Source organism: Micromonospora sp. WMMD1076 (assembly GCF_029581475.1).
Classification (GTDB): Bacteria; Actinomycetota; Actinomycetes; order Mycobacteriales; family Micromonosporaceae; genus Micromonospora; species Micromonospora aurantiaca.
In genome coordinates, this window is sequence record NZ_CP120862.1 from 592499 (window position 1) to 611380 (window position 18882).

15 protein-coding genes and 1 tRNA gene are annotated in these 18882 nt (G+C 71.7%); 9 read left to right on the top strand and 7 right to left on the bottom strand.

What is annotated here, in order from left to right:
• The first annotated feature begins 47 nt into the window (after window positions 1–47).
• Window positions 48–2477: a transglycosylase domain-containing protein gene (locus O7622_RS03020; RefSeq protein WP_282311759.1), complete on the top strand. Its 2430-nt coding sequence runs from the start codon at window positions 48–50 to the stop codon at window positions 2475–2477.
• Between the two features lie 75 nt (window positions 2478–2552).
• On the opposite strand, the gene O7622_RS03025 is transcribed toward O7622_RS03020, so the two are convergent.
• The gene (locus O7622_RS03025) at window positions 2553–3008 is read right to left on the bottom strand and encodes a GatB/YqeY domain-containing protein (RefSeq protein ID WP_282311760.1); all 456 of its coding nucleotides are present in this window, start codon (window positions 3006–3008) and stop codon (window positions 2553–2555) included.
• 25 nt (window positions 3009–3033) lie between these two features.
• On the opposite strand from O7622_RS03025, the gene O7622_RS03030 reads away from it, so the two are divergent.
• From O7622_RS03030 to O7622_RS03045, 4 genes are all read left to right on the top strand, one after another.
• Window positions 3034–3927, top strand: a complete 894-nt coding sequence (locus O7622_RS03030; RefSeq protein WP_282311761.1) for a metallophosphoesterase — start codon at window positions 3034–3036, stop codon at window positions 3925–3927.
• Window positions 3928–4068: 141 nt separating this feature from the next.
• Window positions 4069–4145: transfer RNA gene (locus tag O7622_RS03035), tRNA-Pro, on the top strand.
• Between the two features lie 81 nt (window positions 4146–4226).
• Window positions 4227–4913: an HAD family hydrolase gene (locus O7622_RS03040; RefSeq protein ID WP_282311762.1), complete on the top strand. Its 687-nt coding sequence runs from the start codon at window positions 4227–4229 to the stop codon at window positions 4911–4913.
• A gap of 76 nt (window positions 4914–4989) precedes the next feature.
• Window positions 4990–6093, top strand: coding sequence for an ionic transporter y4hA (locus tag O7622_RS03045; protein WP_222947868.1), 1104 nt, complete (start codon window positions 4990–4992; stop codon window positions 6091–6093).
• 20 nt (window positions 6094–6113) lie between these two features.
• On the opposite strand, the gene O7622_RS03050 is transcribed toward O7622_RS03045, so the two are convergent.
• Complete coding sequence (locus O7622_RS03050; RefSeq protein WP_282311763.1) at window positions 6114–6587, bottom strand: hypothetical protein; 474 nt, start codon at window positions 6585–6587, stop codon at window positions 6114–6116.
• A 110-nt stretch (window positions 6588–6697) separates the two neighbouring features.
• Here O7622_RS03050 and O7622_RS03055 point away from each other — a divergent pair, with 110 nt between their 5' ends.
• Window positions 6698–7981, top strand: a complete 1284-nt coding sequence (locus O7622_RS03055; RefSeq protein ID WP_282311764.1) for an MFS transporter — start codon at window positions 6698–6700, stop codon at window positions 7979–7981.
• Between the two features lie 57 nt (window positions 7982–8038).
• Here O7622_RS03055 and O7622_RS03060 read toward each other — a convergent pair whose 3' ends face one another.
• The 3 genes from O7622_RS03060 to O7622_RS03070 form a co-directional block, all read right to left on the bottom strand.
• On the bottom strand, window positions 8039–9781 hold the full coding sequence (locus tag O7622_RS03060; protein ID WP_282311765.1) for a bifunctional metallophosphatase/5'-nucleotidase: 1743 nt from the start codon (window positions 9779–9781) through the stop codon (window positions 8039–8041).
• 401 nt (window positions 9782–10182) lie between these two features.
• Complete coding sequence (locus tag O7622_RS03065; RefSeq protein ID WP_282311766.1) at window positions 10183–10875, bottom strand: histone deacetylase; 693 nt, start codon at window positions 10873–10875, stop codon at window positions 10183–10185.
• Window positions 10876–10887: 12 nt separating this feature from the next.
• On the bottom strand, window positions 10888–11667 hold the full coding sequence (locus O7622_RS03070; protein ID WP_282311767.1) for a phosphodiesterase: 780 nt from the start codon (window positions 11665–11667) through the stop codon (window positions 10888–10890).
• Between the two features lie 179 nt (window positions 11668–11846).
• On the opposite strand from O7622_RS03070, the gene O7622_RS03075 reads away from it, so the two are divergent.
• A complete protein-coding gene (locus O7622_RS03075) occupies window positions 11847–13304 on the top strand; it encodes a diguanylate cyclase (RefSeq protein ID WP_282311768.1) in 1458 nt (485 codons plus the stop codon).
• 144 nt (window positions 13305–13448) lie between these two features.
• Here O7622_RS03075 and O7622_RS03080 read toward each other — a convergent pair whose 3' ends face one another.
• On the bottom strand, window positions 13449–14510 hold the full coding sequence (locus O7622_RS03080; RefSeq protein ID WP_282311769.1) for an aspartate-semialdehyde dehydrogenase: 1062 nt from the start codon (window positions 14508–14510) through the stop codon (window positions 13449–13451).
• Window positions 14511–14516: 6 nt separating this feature from the next.
• Window positions 14517–15782 carry an aspartate kinase gene (locus O7622_RS03085; RefSeq protein WP_013289039.1) on the bottom strand — a complete coding sequence of 422 codons (1266 nt, stop codon included), beginning with the start codon at window positions 15780–15782 and terminating at the stop codon, window positions 14517–14519.
• Window positions 15783–16020: 238 nt separating this feature from the next.
• On the opposite strand from O7622_RS03085, the gene O7622_RS03090 reads away from it, so the two are divergent.
• Window positions 16021–16785: a hypothetical protein gene (locus tag O7622_RS03090; RefSeq protein WP_282311770.1), complete on the top strand. Its 765-nt coding sequence runs from the start codon at window positions 16021–16023 to the stop codon at window positions 16783–16785.
• A gap of 271 nt (window positions 16786–17056) precedes the next feature.
• Window positions 17057–18802, top strand: coding sequence for a 2-isopropylmalate synthase (gene leuA / locus O7622_RS03095; protein WP_282311771.1), 1746 nt, complete (start codon window positions 17057–17059; stop codon window positions 18800–18802).
• Window positions 18803–18882: the final 80 nt, after the last annotated feature.

The following is an 18882-nucleotide window of genomic DNA, read 5'->3' on the forward strand; positions in this document are numbered from 1 at the left end:
CGCGCGCCCGCCATTCCCTACTCGCGTACCCTGTCGAGGTGACCTGGATGCGGAAACGTGACCACAACGTGCTGACCAACGCCGCATCGCTGCTGATCTGCGGCCTGTTGGCCGGAGTGGTGGTCGCTGCGGCGGCCTTCCCCGTGGCGGCGATGTCCGGCCTGGCCGCGAAGGCGGGGGCGGAGACGTTCGAGGCGCTGCCGAAGGAGCTGGCAGTCGCCCGGGCGCCGCAGATCACCAAGTTGCTCGCGGCCGACGGCAAGACCGTGCTGGCCACGATGTACGACGAGAACCGCAAGGACGTCAAGTTCGAGGACATCTCGCCGCACATGAAGAACGCCATCATCGCGGCCGAGGACCACGACTTCTACAAGCACAACGGCGTGGACATCAACGGTGTGGCGCGGGCCTTCGTCAACAACCAGGCCGCCGGCTCCTCCCGGCAGGGCGCGTCGACGCTCACGATGCAGTACGTCCGGCTGGCCATCTCCTACTCGGCCACGCACCCGGCCGACGTCGTCGCCGCGACCGAGGACACCAGCGGCCGCAAGCTGCGCGAGATGAGCCTGGCGCTCCAGGTCGACAAGGAGCTCTCCAAGGACGAGATCCTCCGGCGCTACCTGAACATCGCCGCGTTCGGCAACAGCGCGTACGGCATCTGGGCGGCCAGCCAGGTCTACTTCAACAAGCCGCCGAGCAAGCTCGACATCCAGGAGTCGGCGATGCTCGCCGGCATGGTGAAAGCACCCACCGCGTTCGACCCGACCACCAAGGCGGGCTACCCGGAGGCGGTCGGCCGGCGCGACTACGTCATCGCCAACATGGTGCAGATCGGCGCGATCACCCAGCAGGAGGCGGACGCCGCCAAGAAGATCAAGCTCCAGGTCAAGGGCAAGCGCACCCCGAACGGCTGCACCCAGACCACCACCCGCTCGTGGGGCTTCTTCTGCGACTACCTCTACCGCTGGTGGCTCCAGCAGGAGACGTTCGGCGCCACCTCGTACGACCGTGAGCGGCGGCTCAAGAGCGGCGGCTACACCATCATCTCCACGCTGGACGTCCAGGCGCAGAAGGGTGCCGACAAGGCCGTCCGCAACAAGCTCGGCGAGAGCAGCAAGGCAGCCCGGATGGTGGCCGCCGTCGAGCCGGGCACCGGCCGGGTCCGTGCCGTGGCGGTGAACCGGAACTTCAAGCTCGACGACCCGGCCGACCCGCAGAACAAGATCTCCAGTGACCCGAAGAAGGCCAAGAAGAAGATCCGGGGCAACTACCCCAACACGGTGAACCCGCTGGTCACCGGCGGCCCCGGCATCGCCGGCTACCAGGCCGGCTCGACCTTCAAGATCTTCACGCTGGTGGCCGCGCTGGAGAAGGGCTACCCGCTCAGCTACAGCATCAACGCGCAGCCGGTGTTCAAGTCGGACTACCCGGTCGAGTTCAACTCGCCCGCCGCCTGCCCGGGCACCAGCAAGTACTGCCCGAAGAACGCCAACGCCTCGATGGCCGGCCCCCACAACATGTGGAGCGGCTTCGGCTTCTCGGTCAACACGTTCTTCATCGACCTCCAGCAGCGGGTCGGCGCGGAGAACGTGGTGAAGGCCGCGCAGAAGCTCGGCATCACGTTCCGCTCGTCGAGTGACGCGCAGCTCGCCGCCAACCCGCACCAGTGGGGCGCGTTCAGCCTCGGCGTCTCCCAGACCACGCCGCTGGAGCTGGCGAACGCGTACGCCACGCTCGCCGCCGACGGCAAGTACTGCGAGCCGATCCCGGTGCAGGAGATCCGCGGCCCGGACGGCGAGAAGCTGGACGTCGCCAACCCGCGCTGCGAGCAGCGGGTCAGCACCGAGGTGGCCCGCGCCGCCGTGGACGCCGCGCGCTGCCCGGTCGGTGACCGCTCCTCCACCACGAAGTGCGGCACCGCCACCGCCGGCAACGTCCGCAACATCGTCGACGCGCCGGTGGCCGGCAAGTCCGGCACCACCGACTCGGAGAAGACCTCCGCCCTGGTCGCGATGACCAAGCAGTACGCGGTGGCCGGCATCATGGCCGACCCGGACTGGCCGCAGACCAACCAGAAGATGGGCCACGACACGCCCACCGGCATCAACCCGGCCGTCTACCAGACGCTGCGGGACGCCATGAAGGGCAAGGAGCGGAAGAACTTCACGTCCCCCAGCGGCAAGATCGTCCTGGGTGACCAACGCTCCATCCCGGGCGTGAAGTGCGAGTCCATCGAGACCGCGAAGTCCCGGCTGAAGGGTGCCGGCTTCGAGCCGGTGGTCTCCAGCAACAAGGTGCCGTCGGAGTGCCCGGCCGGCACCGCCGCCGGCACCAGCCCTGACGGCCGCACCATCAAGGGTGGCGTGGTGATGATCGAGGTCAGCTCCGGCCAGGGCACCCCGGAGCAGGGCGGCACCGCGACACCGGACCGGCCGGGTGGCCCGGGTAACGGCAGACCGGCACGACCGGGGAACTGATCCCGACAGCAAACGGCGACGGCCACCTCCCGCGGGAGGTGGCCGTCGCCGTTTCCGCGCTACGCGAGCGCCGGGTCAGAGGCCGAGCTGGCGGCGTACCTCGGCGGCGACCCGACCACCCTCGGCCCGGCCGGCCACCGCGGCCTGGGCCGCCTTCATGGCCGGGCCCATCTGCGCCTTGCCGGTGAAGCCGCCCGCGGCGAGAGCCCCCGAGACCAGCTCGGCGAGTTCCTCCTCGGAGAGCTGCTTGGGCAGATAGCGCTCCAGCACCTCACCCTCGGCGGTCTCCTTGCCGGCCTGCTCGGCGCGCCCCGCGTCGGCGAACGCCACCGCCGCCTCGCGGCGCTTCTTCGCCTCCTTGGTCAGCACGGCGAGCACCTCGTCGTCGCTGAGCTCGCGCTTTTCCCGGCCGGCGACCTCGGCGTTGCCCACGGCGGCCAGGGCCATCCGCAGCGTGGAGGTGGTCAGCCCGTCGCGCGCCTTGAGAGCGGCGCGCATGTCGGCGGTGAGACGGTCCTTCAGCGTGCTCATGGACGGTGAAACTACCCTGAACGCCATGCGAAAGCGCACACTATTCCGGCTCGCGGCCGGAACCGTCGCCGCCGGCGCAGCCACCCTGGCGTACGCGTCGCTCATCGAGCGCAACATGTTCACCCTCCGCCGGTACGACGTGCCGGTGCTCCCGACCGACGCCGAACCGCTGCGGGTGCTGCACCTCTCCGACCTGCACATGATGCCCGACCAGCGACGCAAGCAGGACTGGGTGGCCTCGCTGGCCGCGCTCGACCCCGACCTGGTCGTGGTCACCGGCGACAACATGGCGCACCCGGGGTCGGTGCCGGGCGTGCTGCGCGCCCTGCAACCGCTGCTCGACCTGCCCGGCGCGTTCGTCTTCGGCTCCAACGACTACACCGGCCCGGTCTTCAAGAACCCCTTCACCTACTTCCTGCCCGGCCGGGAGTACACCGAGGGCGTGCCGCTGCCGCACGAGGAACTGAGCGACATCCTCACCGGCGCCGGCTGGGCGGACCTGAACAACGCCCGCACCACGCTCAAGGCCGGCGGGCGGGAGATCGAGCTGGCGGGCGTGGACGACCCGCACATCGAACGGGACGACTACGACGCCGTGGCCGGCCCGGTCAGTGGCGACGCGGCGCTGTCGATCGCGTTGTCCCACTCCCCCGAGCCCGTGGTGCTGGACCGGATGGCCGCCGACGGCTTCGGCCTGCTGCTCGCCGGGCACACCCACGGCGGCCAGGTCTGCGTGCCCGGGTACGGCGCCCTGGTGACCAACTGCGGGCTGCCCCGGTCGATGGCGCGCGGGCTGCACCGCTGGCCCGGCTCGGACTCCTGGCTGCACGTCTCCGCCGGCCTCGGCACCCACCCCACCGCCCCGATCCGCTTCTCCTGCCCCCCAGAGGCCAGCATCCTCACCCTGATCCCCCGCTGACCACTCCCGCTCCCCCGGCAGATCTTGGTACGCGCCCGCCCCCCGGAGGGCCGTTCCGTACCAAGATCTGCCGGGTACGCGGGGCGGGGGGTACCGAGTTTGACCGTGCGGGCGGGTGGGCTACTATTTGTCGGCACGCCTCGGGGTGTGGCGCAGCTTGGTAGCGCGCTTCGTTCGGGACGAAGAGGTCGTCGGTTCGAATCCGGCCACCCCGACCAGAGGTAAGAGAGCACATCCGATCGATCGGATGTGCTCTCTGCGTTTTCCCGCACCGATCACCGTCGCAGTAGGATCTCGCCATGCCACGGCCGGTCGTCTTCGACCTCTTCCACACCCTGGTCCACGGCGCCGACGACGAGCGGGACCGCGTGGTCGGCGAGATGGCGCTCATCGTCGGGGTGGATCCGGCGGCGCTCGTCTCCGCGTACCACGCCACCTGGCGGGACCGCCTGGTCCGGTGGAACGCGGCGGAGACGGTACGCATCCTCGCCGGGCGTCTCGGCGGCTCGCCCACTGATGAGCAGGTGACCCGGGCCGCCGCGCATCGGCTGACTCTCGCCCACCGGGTGCTGGGCCGCGTCTCGCCCGTCACGCTGGACGTACTCGACGCGTTGCGCGAGCGCGGGCACCGGCTGGCCCTGATCAGCAACGCCACCTCCGAGACGGCCGAGGCGTGGGCGGGCGGCCCGCTGGCCCGGCGCTTCGACGTCGCGGTCTTCTCCTGTGCGGTCGGGCTGGCCAAGCCGGACCCGGCGATCTACCGCACCGCCGCGGAGCGGCTGGGCGTCTCGCCGGCCGGCTGCGTGTACGTGGGCGACGGCGCGGACGGTGAGCTGGCCGGCGCGGCGGCGGTCGGCATGACGGTGCTCCGGACCACCGAACACCAGGACACCGACCCCGGCTGGATCGGGCCGGTGATCGCCGACCTTCGCGATCTGCCCGCCCGCTTGGCGGAGCCGGTCTCGATCTCCGGCGCCACCGAATAGATCGACGGAACCGCCCGAAGCCACCCCGCCACCCGCGGTTGCCCCTGCCTCCTGGCAAAGTATGCGCATGCCGCCGATGATCCGATCCCGCCTGACCGATTGGACCACCGTCGCGCCCCTGGTCGCCGTGCTCGTGCTCGTGATGACCTGGGGACGGGAGTTGCCCGGCCCGCTCATCTTCGTGGTGGCTGCCCTGCTCGCAGTCGCCGTACTGGCAGCTGTGCACCACGCCGAGGTGGTCGCGCACAAGGTCGGTGAGCCGTACGGGTCACTCGTGCTCGCGGTGGCGGTCACCGTGATCGAAGTCGGTCTGATCGTCACGCTTATGATCAGCGGCGGGGACAAGACGCAGGCGCTGGCGCGGGACACCGTCTTCGCCGCCATCATGATCACCTGCAACGGCATCCTGGGCCTGTCGCTGCTGCTCGGCGCGCTGCGGCGGCAGGTCGCGGTGTTCAATCCGGAGGGCACCGGCGGGGCGCTCGCCACTGTGGCCACGCTCGCCACGCTCAGCCTCGTGGTGCCGACGTTCACCACGAGCCGGCCGGGACCGGAGTTCTCCCCGGCGCAGCTCGCCTTCGCGGCGGTCGCCTCGCTGGCGCTCTACCTGCTGTTCGTCATGGTGCAGACCGGCCGGCACCGCGACTACTTCCTCCCGGTGACCCAGGAGGGCAGCATCCTCGCCGAGGACAAGGACGGTGACGGGCACGCCGAGCCGCCGTCCACGCGTACCGCACTGGCCAGCCTGGCGCTACTGGTGGTGGCGCTGGTAGCGGTGGTCGGCGACGCGAAGACGATCTCCCCGGCGATCGAGACGGCGGTCAGCGCGGCGAACCTGCCGCAGGCGTTCGTCGGCGTGGTCATCGCGCTGCTGGTGCTGCTGCCGGAGACGCTCGCCGCCGCCCGGGCGGCACGGCGGGACCGGGTCCAGATCAGCCTCAATCTCGCGCTCGGCTCGGCCATGGCCAGCATCGGCCTGACCATCCCGGCCATCGCGATCGCCTCGATCTGGCTGGACGGGCCGCTGGTCCTGGGCCTGGGCGGCACCCAGATGACGCTGCTGGCGCTGACCGCCGTGACAGCTGTCCTCACCGTGGTGCCGGGGCGGGCGACTGTGCTCCAGGGCGGGGTGCACCTGGTGCTGCTCGCCGCGTTCGTCTTCCTGGCCGCCAGCCCGTAAGCCGCCGGACAACAGGACCGTCAGTCGTGCAGTTCGGTCCGCGCCACCTCGGCGAACGCGACGGTCAGATACTCGGCGAACGGCCGCCCGGTGACCGCCAGCAGGTCGGCCACCAGCAGCGGCGCGTGCCGCGCGATCGCCGCCGGGTCGGGCGGGTTCTCGTCGTCGCCCGGGTCGTAGACGCCGAGCGCGCCGGCCAGCAGCACCAGCAGCACGTGCGGGTCGACGTCGGGCCACCAGGACGCCGCCGAGCGGACGCACTGTTCGAGCACCTGGCGTACGTCGTCGCCGTCCAGCCCGTCCGGGTGCCCCTCCTCCAGCAGCAGCCGGACCACGCCGCCGAGCACCAGTCCGGCCCGGTCGGCGGCGGCCAGCCGCTGGACGGCCGGGGCGTACGCTTCGGCGTCGCGGGCCTGCGCGGCGCTCACCGCGTCGGTGGCCGTCGCGGCGATCTCGCGGGCCGGTGCGGGCAGGTGCCGCCAGGTCGTCGTCACCGGGTCAGCATGGCAGAGGACGTGTGATCGCTCACCTTCCGGCCCGGCGACCACGTGTGTAAGGGGTAAACGGGTCGCGACAGTCGTACCCGCCGAACAGAATCCCTGCCATGCTGCGCCGTGCCCTGCCCGCCCGTCCCGAAGCCAGCCGGATCCTGCTCGGCACTCTGTTCTCCGCGATCGGGCGCGGCCTCACCCTGCCGTTCCTGTTCATCTACCTCACCGACGTACGCGGTCTGACCGACACCCGGGCCGGGCTGGTGATCGGCTGGTTCGGCGCTGTCACGCTCGCTCTGTCGCCGCTGGCCGGCACGTTCATCGACCGGTTCGGCGCGCGCCGGGTGGTGTTGCCCTGCCTGGTGATCGAGGCGATCGGGACCGGCTCGCTGGCGCTGGTCGACTCGACCGCCTCGGCGTTCGGCGTGATGACGGTCGTCGCGGTGGGCAGTTCGGCGATCTGGGCCGGGCAAAACACGATCCTCGCCTCGCTGACCGGTGACGGCGAGCGGCAGCGTGTCTTCGGGCTCAACTTCGCGCTGCTCAACCTGGGCATCGGCACCGGCGGTCTGATCTCCGGCGCGGTGGTCGACGTGGCCCGTCCGATCACCTTCGAGGTGATCTACCTGCTGGACGCGGTGAGCTACCTGACTCCGGCCCTGATCCTGCTCACGCTGCCGCACGTGGGGCACCGGCCGATCCTGGCCGAGGACGCGGAGTCCCCCGGCCGGAGGAGCGGCGGCTACCTCACGGTGCTGCGGGACCGGCCGTTCCGCCGCCTGGTCGTCTTCGGCCTGGTGCTGACCACCTGCGGGTACGCGCAGATCGAGGTGGGCTTCGCGGCGTACTCGGTCCGGGTGGTCGAGGTGACGCCCCGGGTGGTGGCGTGGGCGCTCGCCGCGAACACCGTGATGATCGTGCTCTCGCAGCTACTGGTGATCCGGCGGCTGGAGGGGCGCAGCCGTACCCGTGCACTCGCCACAGTCGGCGCGGTCTTCGCCGGCGCGTGGCTGGTGCTCGGCGCGGCGGGGGTGGTGGGCAGCGGCAACGCGGTGCTCGCGGCGCTCGGCGTGGTGGCCTGTTCGGCGATCTTCGGGTTCGGCGAGACGATGCTGTCGCCGGTCATGCCCGCGCTCACCAACGCGCTGGCCACCGACGAGCTGCGCGGCCGGTACAACGCGATGAGTTCGATGATCTTCGGGATCAGCGGCGTGGTCGGCCCGGTCACCGCCGGACCGCTGATCGGCGCGGCGAACGGCCGGGTCTGGGTGGCGGTGGTGGTGGGCGGCTGCCTGGCCGCCTCGCTGCTCGCGCTGTCGCTGCGCCCGCTGCTCACCGCCGCGCAGGACGGCCGCCTGACGGCCGCCGAGGCGCCCGAGCCGGCCCGGGTCGGCTGACACGCGAACGGGCCCCGGAGCGAACGCTCCGGGGCCCGTCGGCGATGCGGCCGGCCGTCAGCCGGCGGCGACCTCGGTGGTCGTGCGGATCCGGTCCAGCGCCGGCGGGGAGACCGGCGACTTCTCGGTCAGGTACGCGGTGAAGGCGTCCAGGTCGATCTGGCCGGTCACCGCGTTGGTGCCACCGGTCAGGACGCTGAAGCCGTCGCCGCCACCGGCGAGGAAGTTGTTCACGGTGACCCGGTAGGTGGCGGTGTCGGTCACCGGGGTGCCGTTGATGGTGAGGCTGCCCCGGACCACCCGGGTGCCGGCGCACGGCGTGCCGGCCGGCGCGGTGGTGCCGTTGACGTCCACGACGTAGTTGACGGTCGAGGACGCGTAGAGCACACGCGCCACCGTGAACTGCTGCTCCAGCATGCAGTAGAGCTGCGCGCCGGTCAGGTCCAGCGTCACCAGGTTGTTGGCGAACGGCTGCACGGTGAACGCCTCGGCGTAGGTGACCGGGCCGGCGTCGAGGTCGGCGCGGACGCCACCGGGGTTCATGAACGCGGCGACCGCGTTCTGCTCGGTGTCGGTGGCGGCGAGCTGCGCGTCGGCGATCAGGTTGCCCAGCGGCGACTCACCGGTCTGGTACGTCGGCTTGCCGTTGGCGTCGACCCCGGTCTGGTACAGGTTCTCCTGGGTCTTGGTGATCGCGGCGGTGGTCTCGCCGACCACCCGGTCGGCCACCGGGCCGAGCGCGGTCTTGTACCGGTTGATCAGGTCGGTCGAGGGCCGGTCCGGCTCGACGTCCCGGGTGACCACCACGTTGTTCGCGGACGCGGTGACCACGTCGCGGGTACGCGGGTCGATCTTCAGGTCGATCTTGGTGACCAGGCGGCCGAACGAGCTGGCGCTGGTGACGAGCTTGCCGTTGATGTTGCAGTTGTACGCGGCGTGGGTGTGCCCGCTGACGATCACGTCGATGGACGGGTCCATCCGGTTGGCGATGTCGACGATCGGGCCGCTGAACCCGGTGCAGTCGTTGATGCCGCCGCCGTTCTGCACGCCGCCCTCGTGCAGCAGCACGACGATGCTCTTGACCCCGAGCAGGCGCAGGATCCGGGCGTACTTGTTGGCGGTGTCGGCCTCGTCGGTGAACCGCAGGCCGGCGACGCCCTGCTGGCTGACGATGTTCGGGGTGCCCTCAAGGGTCATCCCGATGAAGCCGATCGGGACACCCTTGACGATCTTGATGCCGAACGGCTGCATCAGCGGCAGGCCGGTGGAGGTCTTGAAGGCGTTCGCCGAGAGGTACTTGAACTTGGCGCCGCCGAACGGGGTGCCGTCGGCGCAGCCGTCCACCGGGTGGCAGCCACCGCGCTGCATGCGCAGCAACTCGGCCGCGCCCTCGTCGAACTCGTGGTTGCCGACGCTCGCGAACTCCAGCCCGACGAGGTTCATCTCCTCGATGGTGGGCTCGTCGTGGAACGCGGCGGAGAGCAGCGGCGAGGCGCCGATCAGGTCACCGGCGGCGACGGTGACGGTGCCCTTGCCCTGCTGCTTGGCGGCGGCGCGCATCGACTTCAGGTGGCTGGCCAGGTATTCCGCGCCACCGGCCGGCTGGCCCTCGATGGTGCCGCTGGAGCCGGTCGGCGGCTCCAGGTTGCCGTGGAAGTCGTTGATCGCGAGCAATTGGACGTCGACCGGCTTCGGGCGGGCCTCGGCCTGGTCGGGGGTGACGGCGACCGCGGTGAACGCGGTCACGGCGAGTGCGGCCAGGCCGACGGCGGCCCGGCGTCGCATCCCGGTGACGGACATGAAACTCCTCGTGAGATGCCGGTATGTGGCGGTCCGGGCGATGGTTCGCCCGGCGACCCTGATCCGTGCCGTGACAGGTGTCGATCGCGGAGGGCGGTACTCGGGGGAACGCCGCCCGCCGGGGTAGCTTCTCATCCACCGGCCGCCAGGTCGAACGGGGCGGCATCAGGAATCGTCGTTGCGTCGGACGGTCCGTACCGGTCTGCCGGACGAGTCGGACATGACGGTCAGGTGAAATTCCGCGCGGCGCACGCCGTCGATGCCCGCCCCCGCCGAAGGCGCCGGCTCCCAGGGACAGGGAGCCGGCGCCGACGCTCATGTCACGCGGAAATCCTTGCGCTGGCAACCGTCCCTGCCGGAATCACCTCCTGCCGGACACCCATCGCGGACCGAACGGTCGTTCATGTCCGACGGCCCGGCATATCGAGCGAACTGTCCGAACTCGACTCACTGCCGGGCGTGCCGGTCCGAGGTCCGCTGTGGGCGGTGCCGACGAGCCTGCGCAACGCGGGCCGGGTCCACCTTCCGGCGATCCCCGGCCGGCCCGCCAGGTAGCCGACGGTCTGCGGGGCGTCCCAGCCGTGCGCGTCGCGCAGCCCGCGCGCCAGCATCCCGAGATAGACCGGGGCGGGCCGGGTCCAGGGAACCTCCACCGCCCGGTGCGGCGCGGTGAACGTGAGCATCGGCAGATCCTCGTGGACGCCGACGCGCAGCAGCGTCTCGTAGCGGCCCGGCCCGAGCGTCGCCCGCCCGGTCTCGACCGCCGCAACGATCCCGGCCAGGTCGGCGCCGGGCGGCCGGTACATCTCCTGCGCGGCGATGTCAGCGAACTGCTCGACGGTCACCAGATAGCCGCGCGCCGCCGTCCGGCCGGGCAGCAGCGGGTCGTAGAACGCCATACCGCCGGTCCAGGCCCGCGACTCCCCGGCGAAGTAGACGCCGCCGTCGATCAGCACCGGAACCGTCCGGCGCGGCGGCCGGCGGTCCCGGCAGCCGGGGTACGTGCGCAACCCGCCCGGTGGACACCCACCACGCAGATACCAGCCGAGCCGGGCGGCGTGCAGGTTCGAGCCGTACGCGACGTACCAGAGCATCGGCGGCGCGGCTCAGAACCAGCAGGTGCGCCCGGCGGCGTGGCTGACCTGGACGGTGTGCGTCACACAGCCGCCGTCGGCGATCAGGTGCAGCAGGAAGGCGGTCGGCTCGGCGACGAACCCCGGTTCCTCCTCCTCGGTCATGCTGAGGCTCACCTGGATCCAGGTGCTCGGCGCGGTGGTCAGCACAGTACCGGCGAACGCGCTGGTCACCTGGCGGTGCAGGTGCCCCGCGGCGACGCGTACGACATGGGGGTGCCGGCCGACCACTGCGGCGAGCGCGTCGGCGTCGGCGAGACCCATCGCGTCCATGCCCGGAACGCCCACCGCGACCGGCGGATGGTGCAGGCACACGACGGCGGGCGCGTCGGTACGCCCGGCGAGCACCCCGTCCAGCCAGGCGAGTTGCTCGTCGCCCAGCCGTCCGCCGGGGCTGCCCGGGGTGAGCGAGTCGAGCACCACGAGCGTCGCGTCCGGCAGGTCGACGTGGTAGTGCGCCGAGAAGCCACCGGCCAGGTACGCGGTGCCGCCGAACGTGTCGAGCAGCGACTCACGGTCGTCGTGGTTGCCGGTCACCAGGTGCACAGGCAGCGGGAACGCGCCGACGATCTCGCGCAGGGCGAGGTATTCGTCCGGTCGGCCGTTGGCGGTGAGGTCGCCGGTGATCACCACGCAGTCGGGCCGGGGACGCAGCGCGAGCACCGCGCCGAGCGCCCGGTGCAGCCCGGACGCCGGATCGGCCGCGAGCGGGCCGGTGGTCACGTGCGGGTCGCTGAGCTGGGCGATGAGCATCGGTGCGCCTCCTCGGGTGCCCGGGCCCTCACGCTATCGCCGCGCGCCCTCCTCGCGCAGGCCCGATCCTGCCCACAGGCTGCGTCCACAGCCTGTGGATAGCACATGTGTACGAAGGTCGGCGGCGGTTGCGCTGAGTACCCTTGATCGCGACCCGACCCCCTCCGAGCAGGAACGACGTGGATCACGAGCGAGTCCTCCGCGACGTCACGGTGCGCCTCCCCACGGCGTCCACCGTCCCGGAGGCGTGCCAGTGGACCGTCGCCGCGCTCGCCCGGCACACCCCGGCGACCGCCACCGTCCTGCTCCGCGTCCACGACCGTCTGCGCTGCGTCGCCGCCACCGGCGCCTGGCAGGTGTTCTCGCACGTACCGGCCACCGCCGACGGCGCCCCGCCGGGCCGCCACCGGCCCGAACCCTCGGTGGTGCGGCGGGTCTACGCCTCCGGGATCACCGCCGCCGTGCCCGACGTCGGCGCCGACCCCGACTACCTCGAGGTCCGCCCGGACGTCACCGCCGAACTCTGTGTGCCGGTACGCGACCCGGACGGCCGTCCGATCGGCGTGCTCGACCTCCAGTGGAGCGAGCCGGTCGTGCTCGCGGCCTGGCGGGAGACCGCCGAACTGGTGGCGGACCGCCTCGGCGGGCGGATCGCCGCGCTCGGCGGGCCACCGGCCGAGAGCCGCAGCGAGAAGCTGTTGCGGCACGCCGCCGCGTTCACCGCCGCCCCGACGGACTGGGACCTGATGACCGCCGCGCTCGCCGCGGCCCGGGACGTGTCAGCGCTCTCCGCCGCCGTGCTGGTGCTCACCGGCCGGCGCGGCCCACGCCTCGGCGCGCCCACCGCCACCCCGGGCGAACTGGAGGCGCGGATCCGGGCCGAGCTGGACGAGGCCGGACCGGCCGCGCTCGACCGCATGATCGGCCGGGCCCACCGGTACGGCTCGGCGTACACGCTGGGCGAGGCGGGCCACCCGCCCACCGAGGAGTACCTGCCGCTGACCCGGGCCGGCGCGCGCACACTCGTGGCGGTGCCGGTCGGCACACCGGCCTCCGGTGGTGTGCTGCTCGTCGCCGACGAGCAGCGCCTGCGCCCCGACCCGACCACGGTCAACCTGATCGAGCTGCTCGCCGGGCAGGCGTGGACCTGCCTGGACCGGCTGCGCACGCTCGCCCGGCTCCGCGAGCAGGCCAGCTCGGACCCGCTCACCGGGCTGCGGCACACCGGCCCGTTCGGGCAGCGGATCGCCACCGCCACGCCGGGGCGTACCGCACTGCTGGCGATCGACGTGGACGGGTTCAAGGACGTCAACGACACGTACGGCCACCAGGCCGGTGACCGGCTGCTGGTGGGGCTGGCCCGGGCGCTGGAGGGCGCACTGCGCCAGGGCGACGAGCTGTACCGGACCGGCGGCGACGAGTTCGTGGCGGTGATCGAGGTCAGCCGCCCGGAGGAGGCGGTCCGGATCGCCGAACGGCTCACCGAGGCGGCCCGCCGTACCGGCCGGACGATCAGCGTCGGCATCGCCCTGCCGAGACCCGGCGAGTCTCCCGAACGCACCCTGCACCGGGCCGACCAGGCCCTCTACGCCGTGAAGCGCCACGGCCGAGACGGAGTCCACCTCTCCGCCGCCTGACCCACCCCGCCCTCCCCGCCCCCGTAACCTTTTCCCCCGCGATCTTGCACTCGGGCCCCGACAAATGCCACATATACCCACAGACAGGGCCGAAAGTGCAAGATCAACGCCGGACGGGACCGCCGGACGGGCGGGAGGGCCGGGTTATGGGCGGGTCAGGTCCTTGGCGAGGAGTTCGGCTATCTGGGCCGTGTTCAGGGCGGCGCCCTTGCGGAGGTTGTCGCCGGTCACGAAGAGGTCCAGAGCGCGGGGGTCGTCCACCGCGCGGCGGATCCGGCCCACCCACGAGGGGTCCGTGCCGACCGCGTCGATCGGCATCGGGAACTCCCCTGCGGCCGGGTCGTCGACCAGGATCACGCCCGGCGCGTTGCGCAACACCTCACGGGCGCCCTCGGCGTCCACCTCGGTGGCGAAGACCGCGTGCACGGCGACCGAGTGGCCGGTCACCACCGGCACCCGTACGCAGGTGGCGGACACCTTGAGGTCGGGCAGCCCGAGGATCTTGCGCGACTCGTTGCGCAGCTTCATCTCCTCGGAGGACCAGCCGCCGTCGGCGAGCGAGCCCGCCCACGGTACGACGTTCAGCGCCAGCGGCGCCGGGAACGGACCCAGCTCGTCGCCGACCGCCTGTCGCACGTCACCGGCGCGGGAACCGAGCACCCGGTCGCCCGCGATCTTGCCGAGCTGGAGGTGCAGCGCGTCCACGCCGGCCCGGCCCGCCCCGGAGACCGCCTGGTACGACGCGAGCACCAGCTCGCGCAGCCCGTACTCGCGGTGCAGTGGCGCGACCGCCACGATCATCGCCAGCGTGGTGCAGTTGGCGTTGGCGATGATGCCCTTGGGCCTGTTGCGTACCTGCTCGGGGTTGATCTCGGGGACCACGAGCGGGACGTCGCGGTCCATCCGGAAGGCGCCGGAGTTGTCCACCACCACCGCGCCGCGCGCGGCAGCGACGGGGGCCCACTGGGCCGAGACGTCGTCCGGCACGTCGAACATCGCCACGTCGACGCCGTCGAACGCGTCGGCGGTGAGTGCCTGGACGGTCAGCTCCTCGCCCCGGCACTGCACGCGCCGGCCGGCCGACCGCTCGGACGCGAGCAGCCGGATCTCGCCCCACACGTTGCGCCGGGAGGAGAGGATCTGGCACATCACCGTACCGACGGCACCTGTCGCCCCGACCACGGCGAGGGTGGGCAGCGACGCCATGGCCCGTTACCGCCCGGTGCCGGCGTAGACGACGGCTTCGGTGTCACCACCCAGCTCGAAGGCGTCGTGGATGGCGCGGACCGCCTTGTCGAGGTCGGTGTCGCGGCAGACCACTGAGACCCGGATCTCCGACGTGGAGATCATCTCGATGTTCACGCCGGCCGCGCCGAGGGCGGCGAAGAAGCCGGCGGCCACGCCCGGGTGCGAGCGCATGCCCGCGCCGATGAGGGACACCTTGCCGACGTGGTCGTCGTACAGCAGGCCCTTGAACTTGACCGACTCCTGGATCTTGCTGAGCGCGGTCATCGCGGTCGGGCCGTCGGCCTTGGGCAGCGTGAACGAGATGTCCGTGCGGCCGGTGCCCTCGGTGGACACGTTCTGCACGATCATGTCGATGTTGATCTCCGCGCCGGCCACGGTGTCGAAGATCGACGCGGCGGCGCCCGGCTCGTCGGGCACGCCGACGATCGTGATCTTCGCTTCGCTGCGGTCGTGGGCGACCCCGGTGATCAGTGCCTGTTCCACAGGAAGGTCCTCCATCGATCCGGTGACCATCGTGCCGGTGTTGGTCGAGTATGACGAACGGACGTGGATCGGCAAGCCCGCGCGCCGCGCGTACTCGACGCTGCGCAGGTGCAGCACCTTCGCGCCGCAGGCGGCCAGTTCCAGCATCTCCTCGTACGTGATCTGCTTGATGTGCCGCGCGTTCGGCACGATGCGCGGGTCGGCGGTGAAGATGCCGTCCACGTCGGTGTAGATCTCGCAGACGTCCGCCTCCAGCGCGGCGGCGAGCGCCACGGCAGTGGTGTCCGAACCGCCCCGCCCGAGCGTGGTGACGTCCTTGGTGTCCTGCGAGACGCCCTGGAAACCGGCGACGATGACCACCGCGCCCTCGTCGAGCGCGCCCTTGAGCCGCCCCGGGGTCACATCGATGATCCGGGCCCGGCCGTGCACCGAGGTGGTGATCACGCCGGCCTGCGAACCGGTGAACGAGCGTGCCTCGTACCCCAGGTTGTGGATGGCCATGGCCAGCAGCGCCATGGAGATCCGCTCCCCGGCGGTGAGCAGCATGTCCAGCTCGCGGCCCGGCGGCAGTGGGCTGACCTGGTTGGCCAGGTCGAGCAGCTCGTCGGTGGTGTCGCCCATGGCGGACACCACCACCACCACGTCGTCGCCGGCCTTGCGCGCGGCCACGATGCGCTCGGCCACCCGCTTGATCCGCTCGGCGTTGGCGACGGAGGACCCGCCGTACTTCTGCACCACGAGTGCCACGACGGTGCACTCCCTCCCAGCGACGACCCTGAGCGTGCCGACGCCGCCGGGTCTCTCGGTCCGGCGGCGCGTGTCAGACCGCCTCAGCCTATCGGGCGGTTCGCGACGCCGGGTCGCGTGATCCCACCATCCGGCCCCGGCGTGGGGCGGCTCACCGGCCCGGAGGGACGCGACACGCCAAGCGGTACAGCCGTACGGTGGGCTGACCGGGACCGTCCCCACGACGCAGAATGAGCCGGTGCACGCTCATCGACGTGCGGCCCGCCGGCTGACCGGCGTGCTCGCGCTCACCCTGCCGGTACTGCTGGCCGCCTGCGACGGCGGCCACCCCGAGGCAGCGCCCACCGGCACCGCCGACCCGGTCCCGGTGCAGGTCGACGCCGCCCGCGAGGAACTGGCCGGGCTGGCCGCCGCGGCGCAGGACCGGCACCTCACCGCCACGTACGCGTTCGCGCCCGCCGAGGGCACGCCCCGCACGGTGGCCTTCACCAGCGCCAACGACGGCAGCTGGCGGGTCGACGTGCCCGGCTGGGGGCACGCCGGCACGGTGGACGTCTCGCTCGCCGGCACGTCCGACGGGCTGTTCCAGTGCGCACTGCCCTCGGCCGGCTGGGCGCAGGCGGCGACCTGCGTCCGCCTCGGTGACGCCGACGACGCGGTGCCGCGCCGGCTCGACCCCCGGGTGCAGCACCCGTTCACCGACTGGCTGGAGGTGCTGACCGACAGGCGCGCGCCGCTCGCGGTCTCCCCCGCCGAGCCGCTGCCCGGCGCCACCGGCCCGTGCTACACGGTCGACAGCACCTCGGCATCGCTCAACGCGCCGCTGGACGTGGGCATCTACTGCTTCCGGGAGGACGGCACACCCGCTGCGGTACGGGCCGGATTCGGCACCCTGACGCTGACCGGCGTGCCCGGCGCCGCGCCGGGCACCGTCGAGCTGGCCGGTGCGGTGACCGACGGCGAGCCGGTGGGACGGGACGCCCCGAGCCCTGGTACGCCGTAGCCGGTCGCCGATCCGGTGACTCCGATCCCATAGTCCGGACCAGCCTTCCCACCGCCCGTCCCACCACATAGGGTGACCCTGTCATGTGGCGCGCGTACCTTCTCCTTGGCTGCCGCGACGAGGCCTGACCGGCCGGCACCTCGTCGCGGAGTCGCTACGCGCCGTCCAGCACATCCGATCTTCTTCTCGGCACCGCCGCGCACCGTCGCCCGGCATCTCGCCGACACCTTTCCGATCTGCTGACGCCACATGTTCCAGGGAGCACTCCGAGATGGCTCAACCTGTCACCGCTACCGATCCGTTCGCCCGCCAGCGCCCCAGCCGGATGCCGGTCCACCGTTACGTCCCGTACGACAGTGAGTTCGGCGTCGACCTGCCGGACCGCGCCTGGCCCACCCGCCGCGTCGACGCCGCGCCCCGCTGGTGCGCAGTCGACCTCCGCGACGGCAACCAGGCCCTGATCGACCCGATGTCGCCGGAGCGCAAGCGGCGGATGTTCCAGCTCCTGGTGCAGATGGGCTACAAGGAGATCGAGGTCGGTTTCCCGTCGGCGAGCCAGACCGACTACGACTTCGTACGGCAGCTGATCGAGCAGGACCTGATCCCCGAGGACGTCACCATCCAGGTGCTGACCCAGTGCCGGGAGCACCTGATCGAGCGGACCTTCGAGTCGCTGCGCGGCGCGCGCCGGGCCATCGTGCACTTCTACAACTCCACCTCGACGCTCCAGCGGCGGGTGGTCTTCGGCCTGGACCGCGACGGCATCACCGACATCGCCACCCAGGGCGCTCGGCTGTGCCAGAAGTACGCGGAGATCCACACCCCGGACACCGACATCCACTACGAGTACTCGCCGGAGTCGTACACGGGCACCGAGCTGGAGTACGCGCTGGAGGTCTGCTCGGCGGTCATCGACGTGATCGACCCGACGCCGGACCGGAAGCTGATCATCAACCTGCCGGCCACCGTCGAGATGGCGATGCCGAACGTCTACGCCGACTCGATCGAGTGGATGCACCGGCGCCTGCCCCGGCGGGACAGCCTCGTGCTGAGCCTGCACCCGCACAACGACCGGGGCACCGGCGTGGCCGCCGCCGAGCTGGGCCTGCTGGCCGGCGCCGACCGGATCGAGGGCTGCCTGTTCGGCAACGGCGAGCGCACCGGCAACGTCGACCTGGTGACGCTGGGCCTGAACATGTTCTCCCAGGGCATCGACCCGATGATCGACTTTTCGAACATCGACGAGATCAAGCGCGCCGTCGAGTACTGCAACCAGCTGCCCGTGCACGAGCGCCACCCGTACGCGGGCGACCTGGTCTACACCGCGTTCTCCGGCTCGCACCAGGACGCGATCAACAAGGGCTTGGCCGCGCTGAACGCCGACGCGACGGCGGCCGGGGTGCCCGTGGACGACTTCACCTGGGCGGTGCCCTACCTGCCGATCGACCCGAAGGACCTGGGACGCACCTACGAGGCGGTCATCCGGGTCAACTCGCAGTCCGGCAAGGGCGGCGTCGCGTACATCATGAAGACCGAGCACCAGCTCGACCTGCCGCGCCGCCTCCAGATCGAGTTCTCCGGCGTGGTGCAGCAGGTCACCGACCACGACGGCGGCGAGGTCGAGCCGGGCGCCATGTGGGAGATCTTCGCCCGCAACTACCTGGTCGGCCACCAGGTCGACCCGGCCGTGAAGCTGGCCGAGTACACGATCGGCACCGTCGACGGCAAGGTCGAGATCGACACCCGCGTCGGCTTCGGCGGCGAGACCCGCCAGCTCACCGCCGTCGGCAACGGCCCGATCGACGCGTACGTCAACGCGCTGCAGTCCCTAAGCGTGGCGGTACGGGTGCTCGACTACCACGAGCACGCGCTGTCCTCCGGTGGGGACGCGCAGGCCGCCGCGTACGTGGAGTGTGAGGTGGACGGCCGTACGGTGTGGGGCGTCGGGGTGGACGCCAACATCGTCACCGCCTCGATCAAGGCGGTCACGAGCGCGGTGAACCGCACCCGCGCCTGAGGTGTAAGGAAGGGCCCCTTCTTAACGCATTCTGCATAGGAGGGGGCCCTTCTTAGTGAGTGTTTGAGATTGGGGGTGCG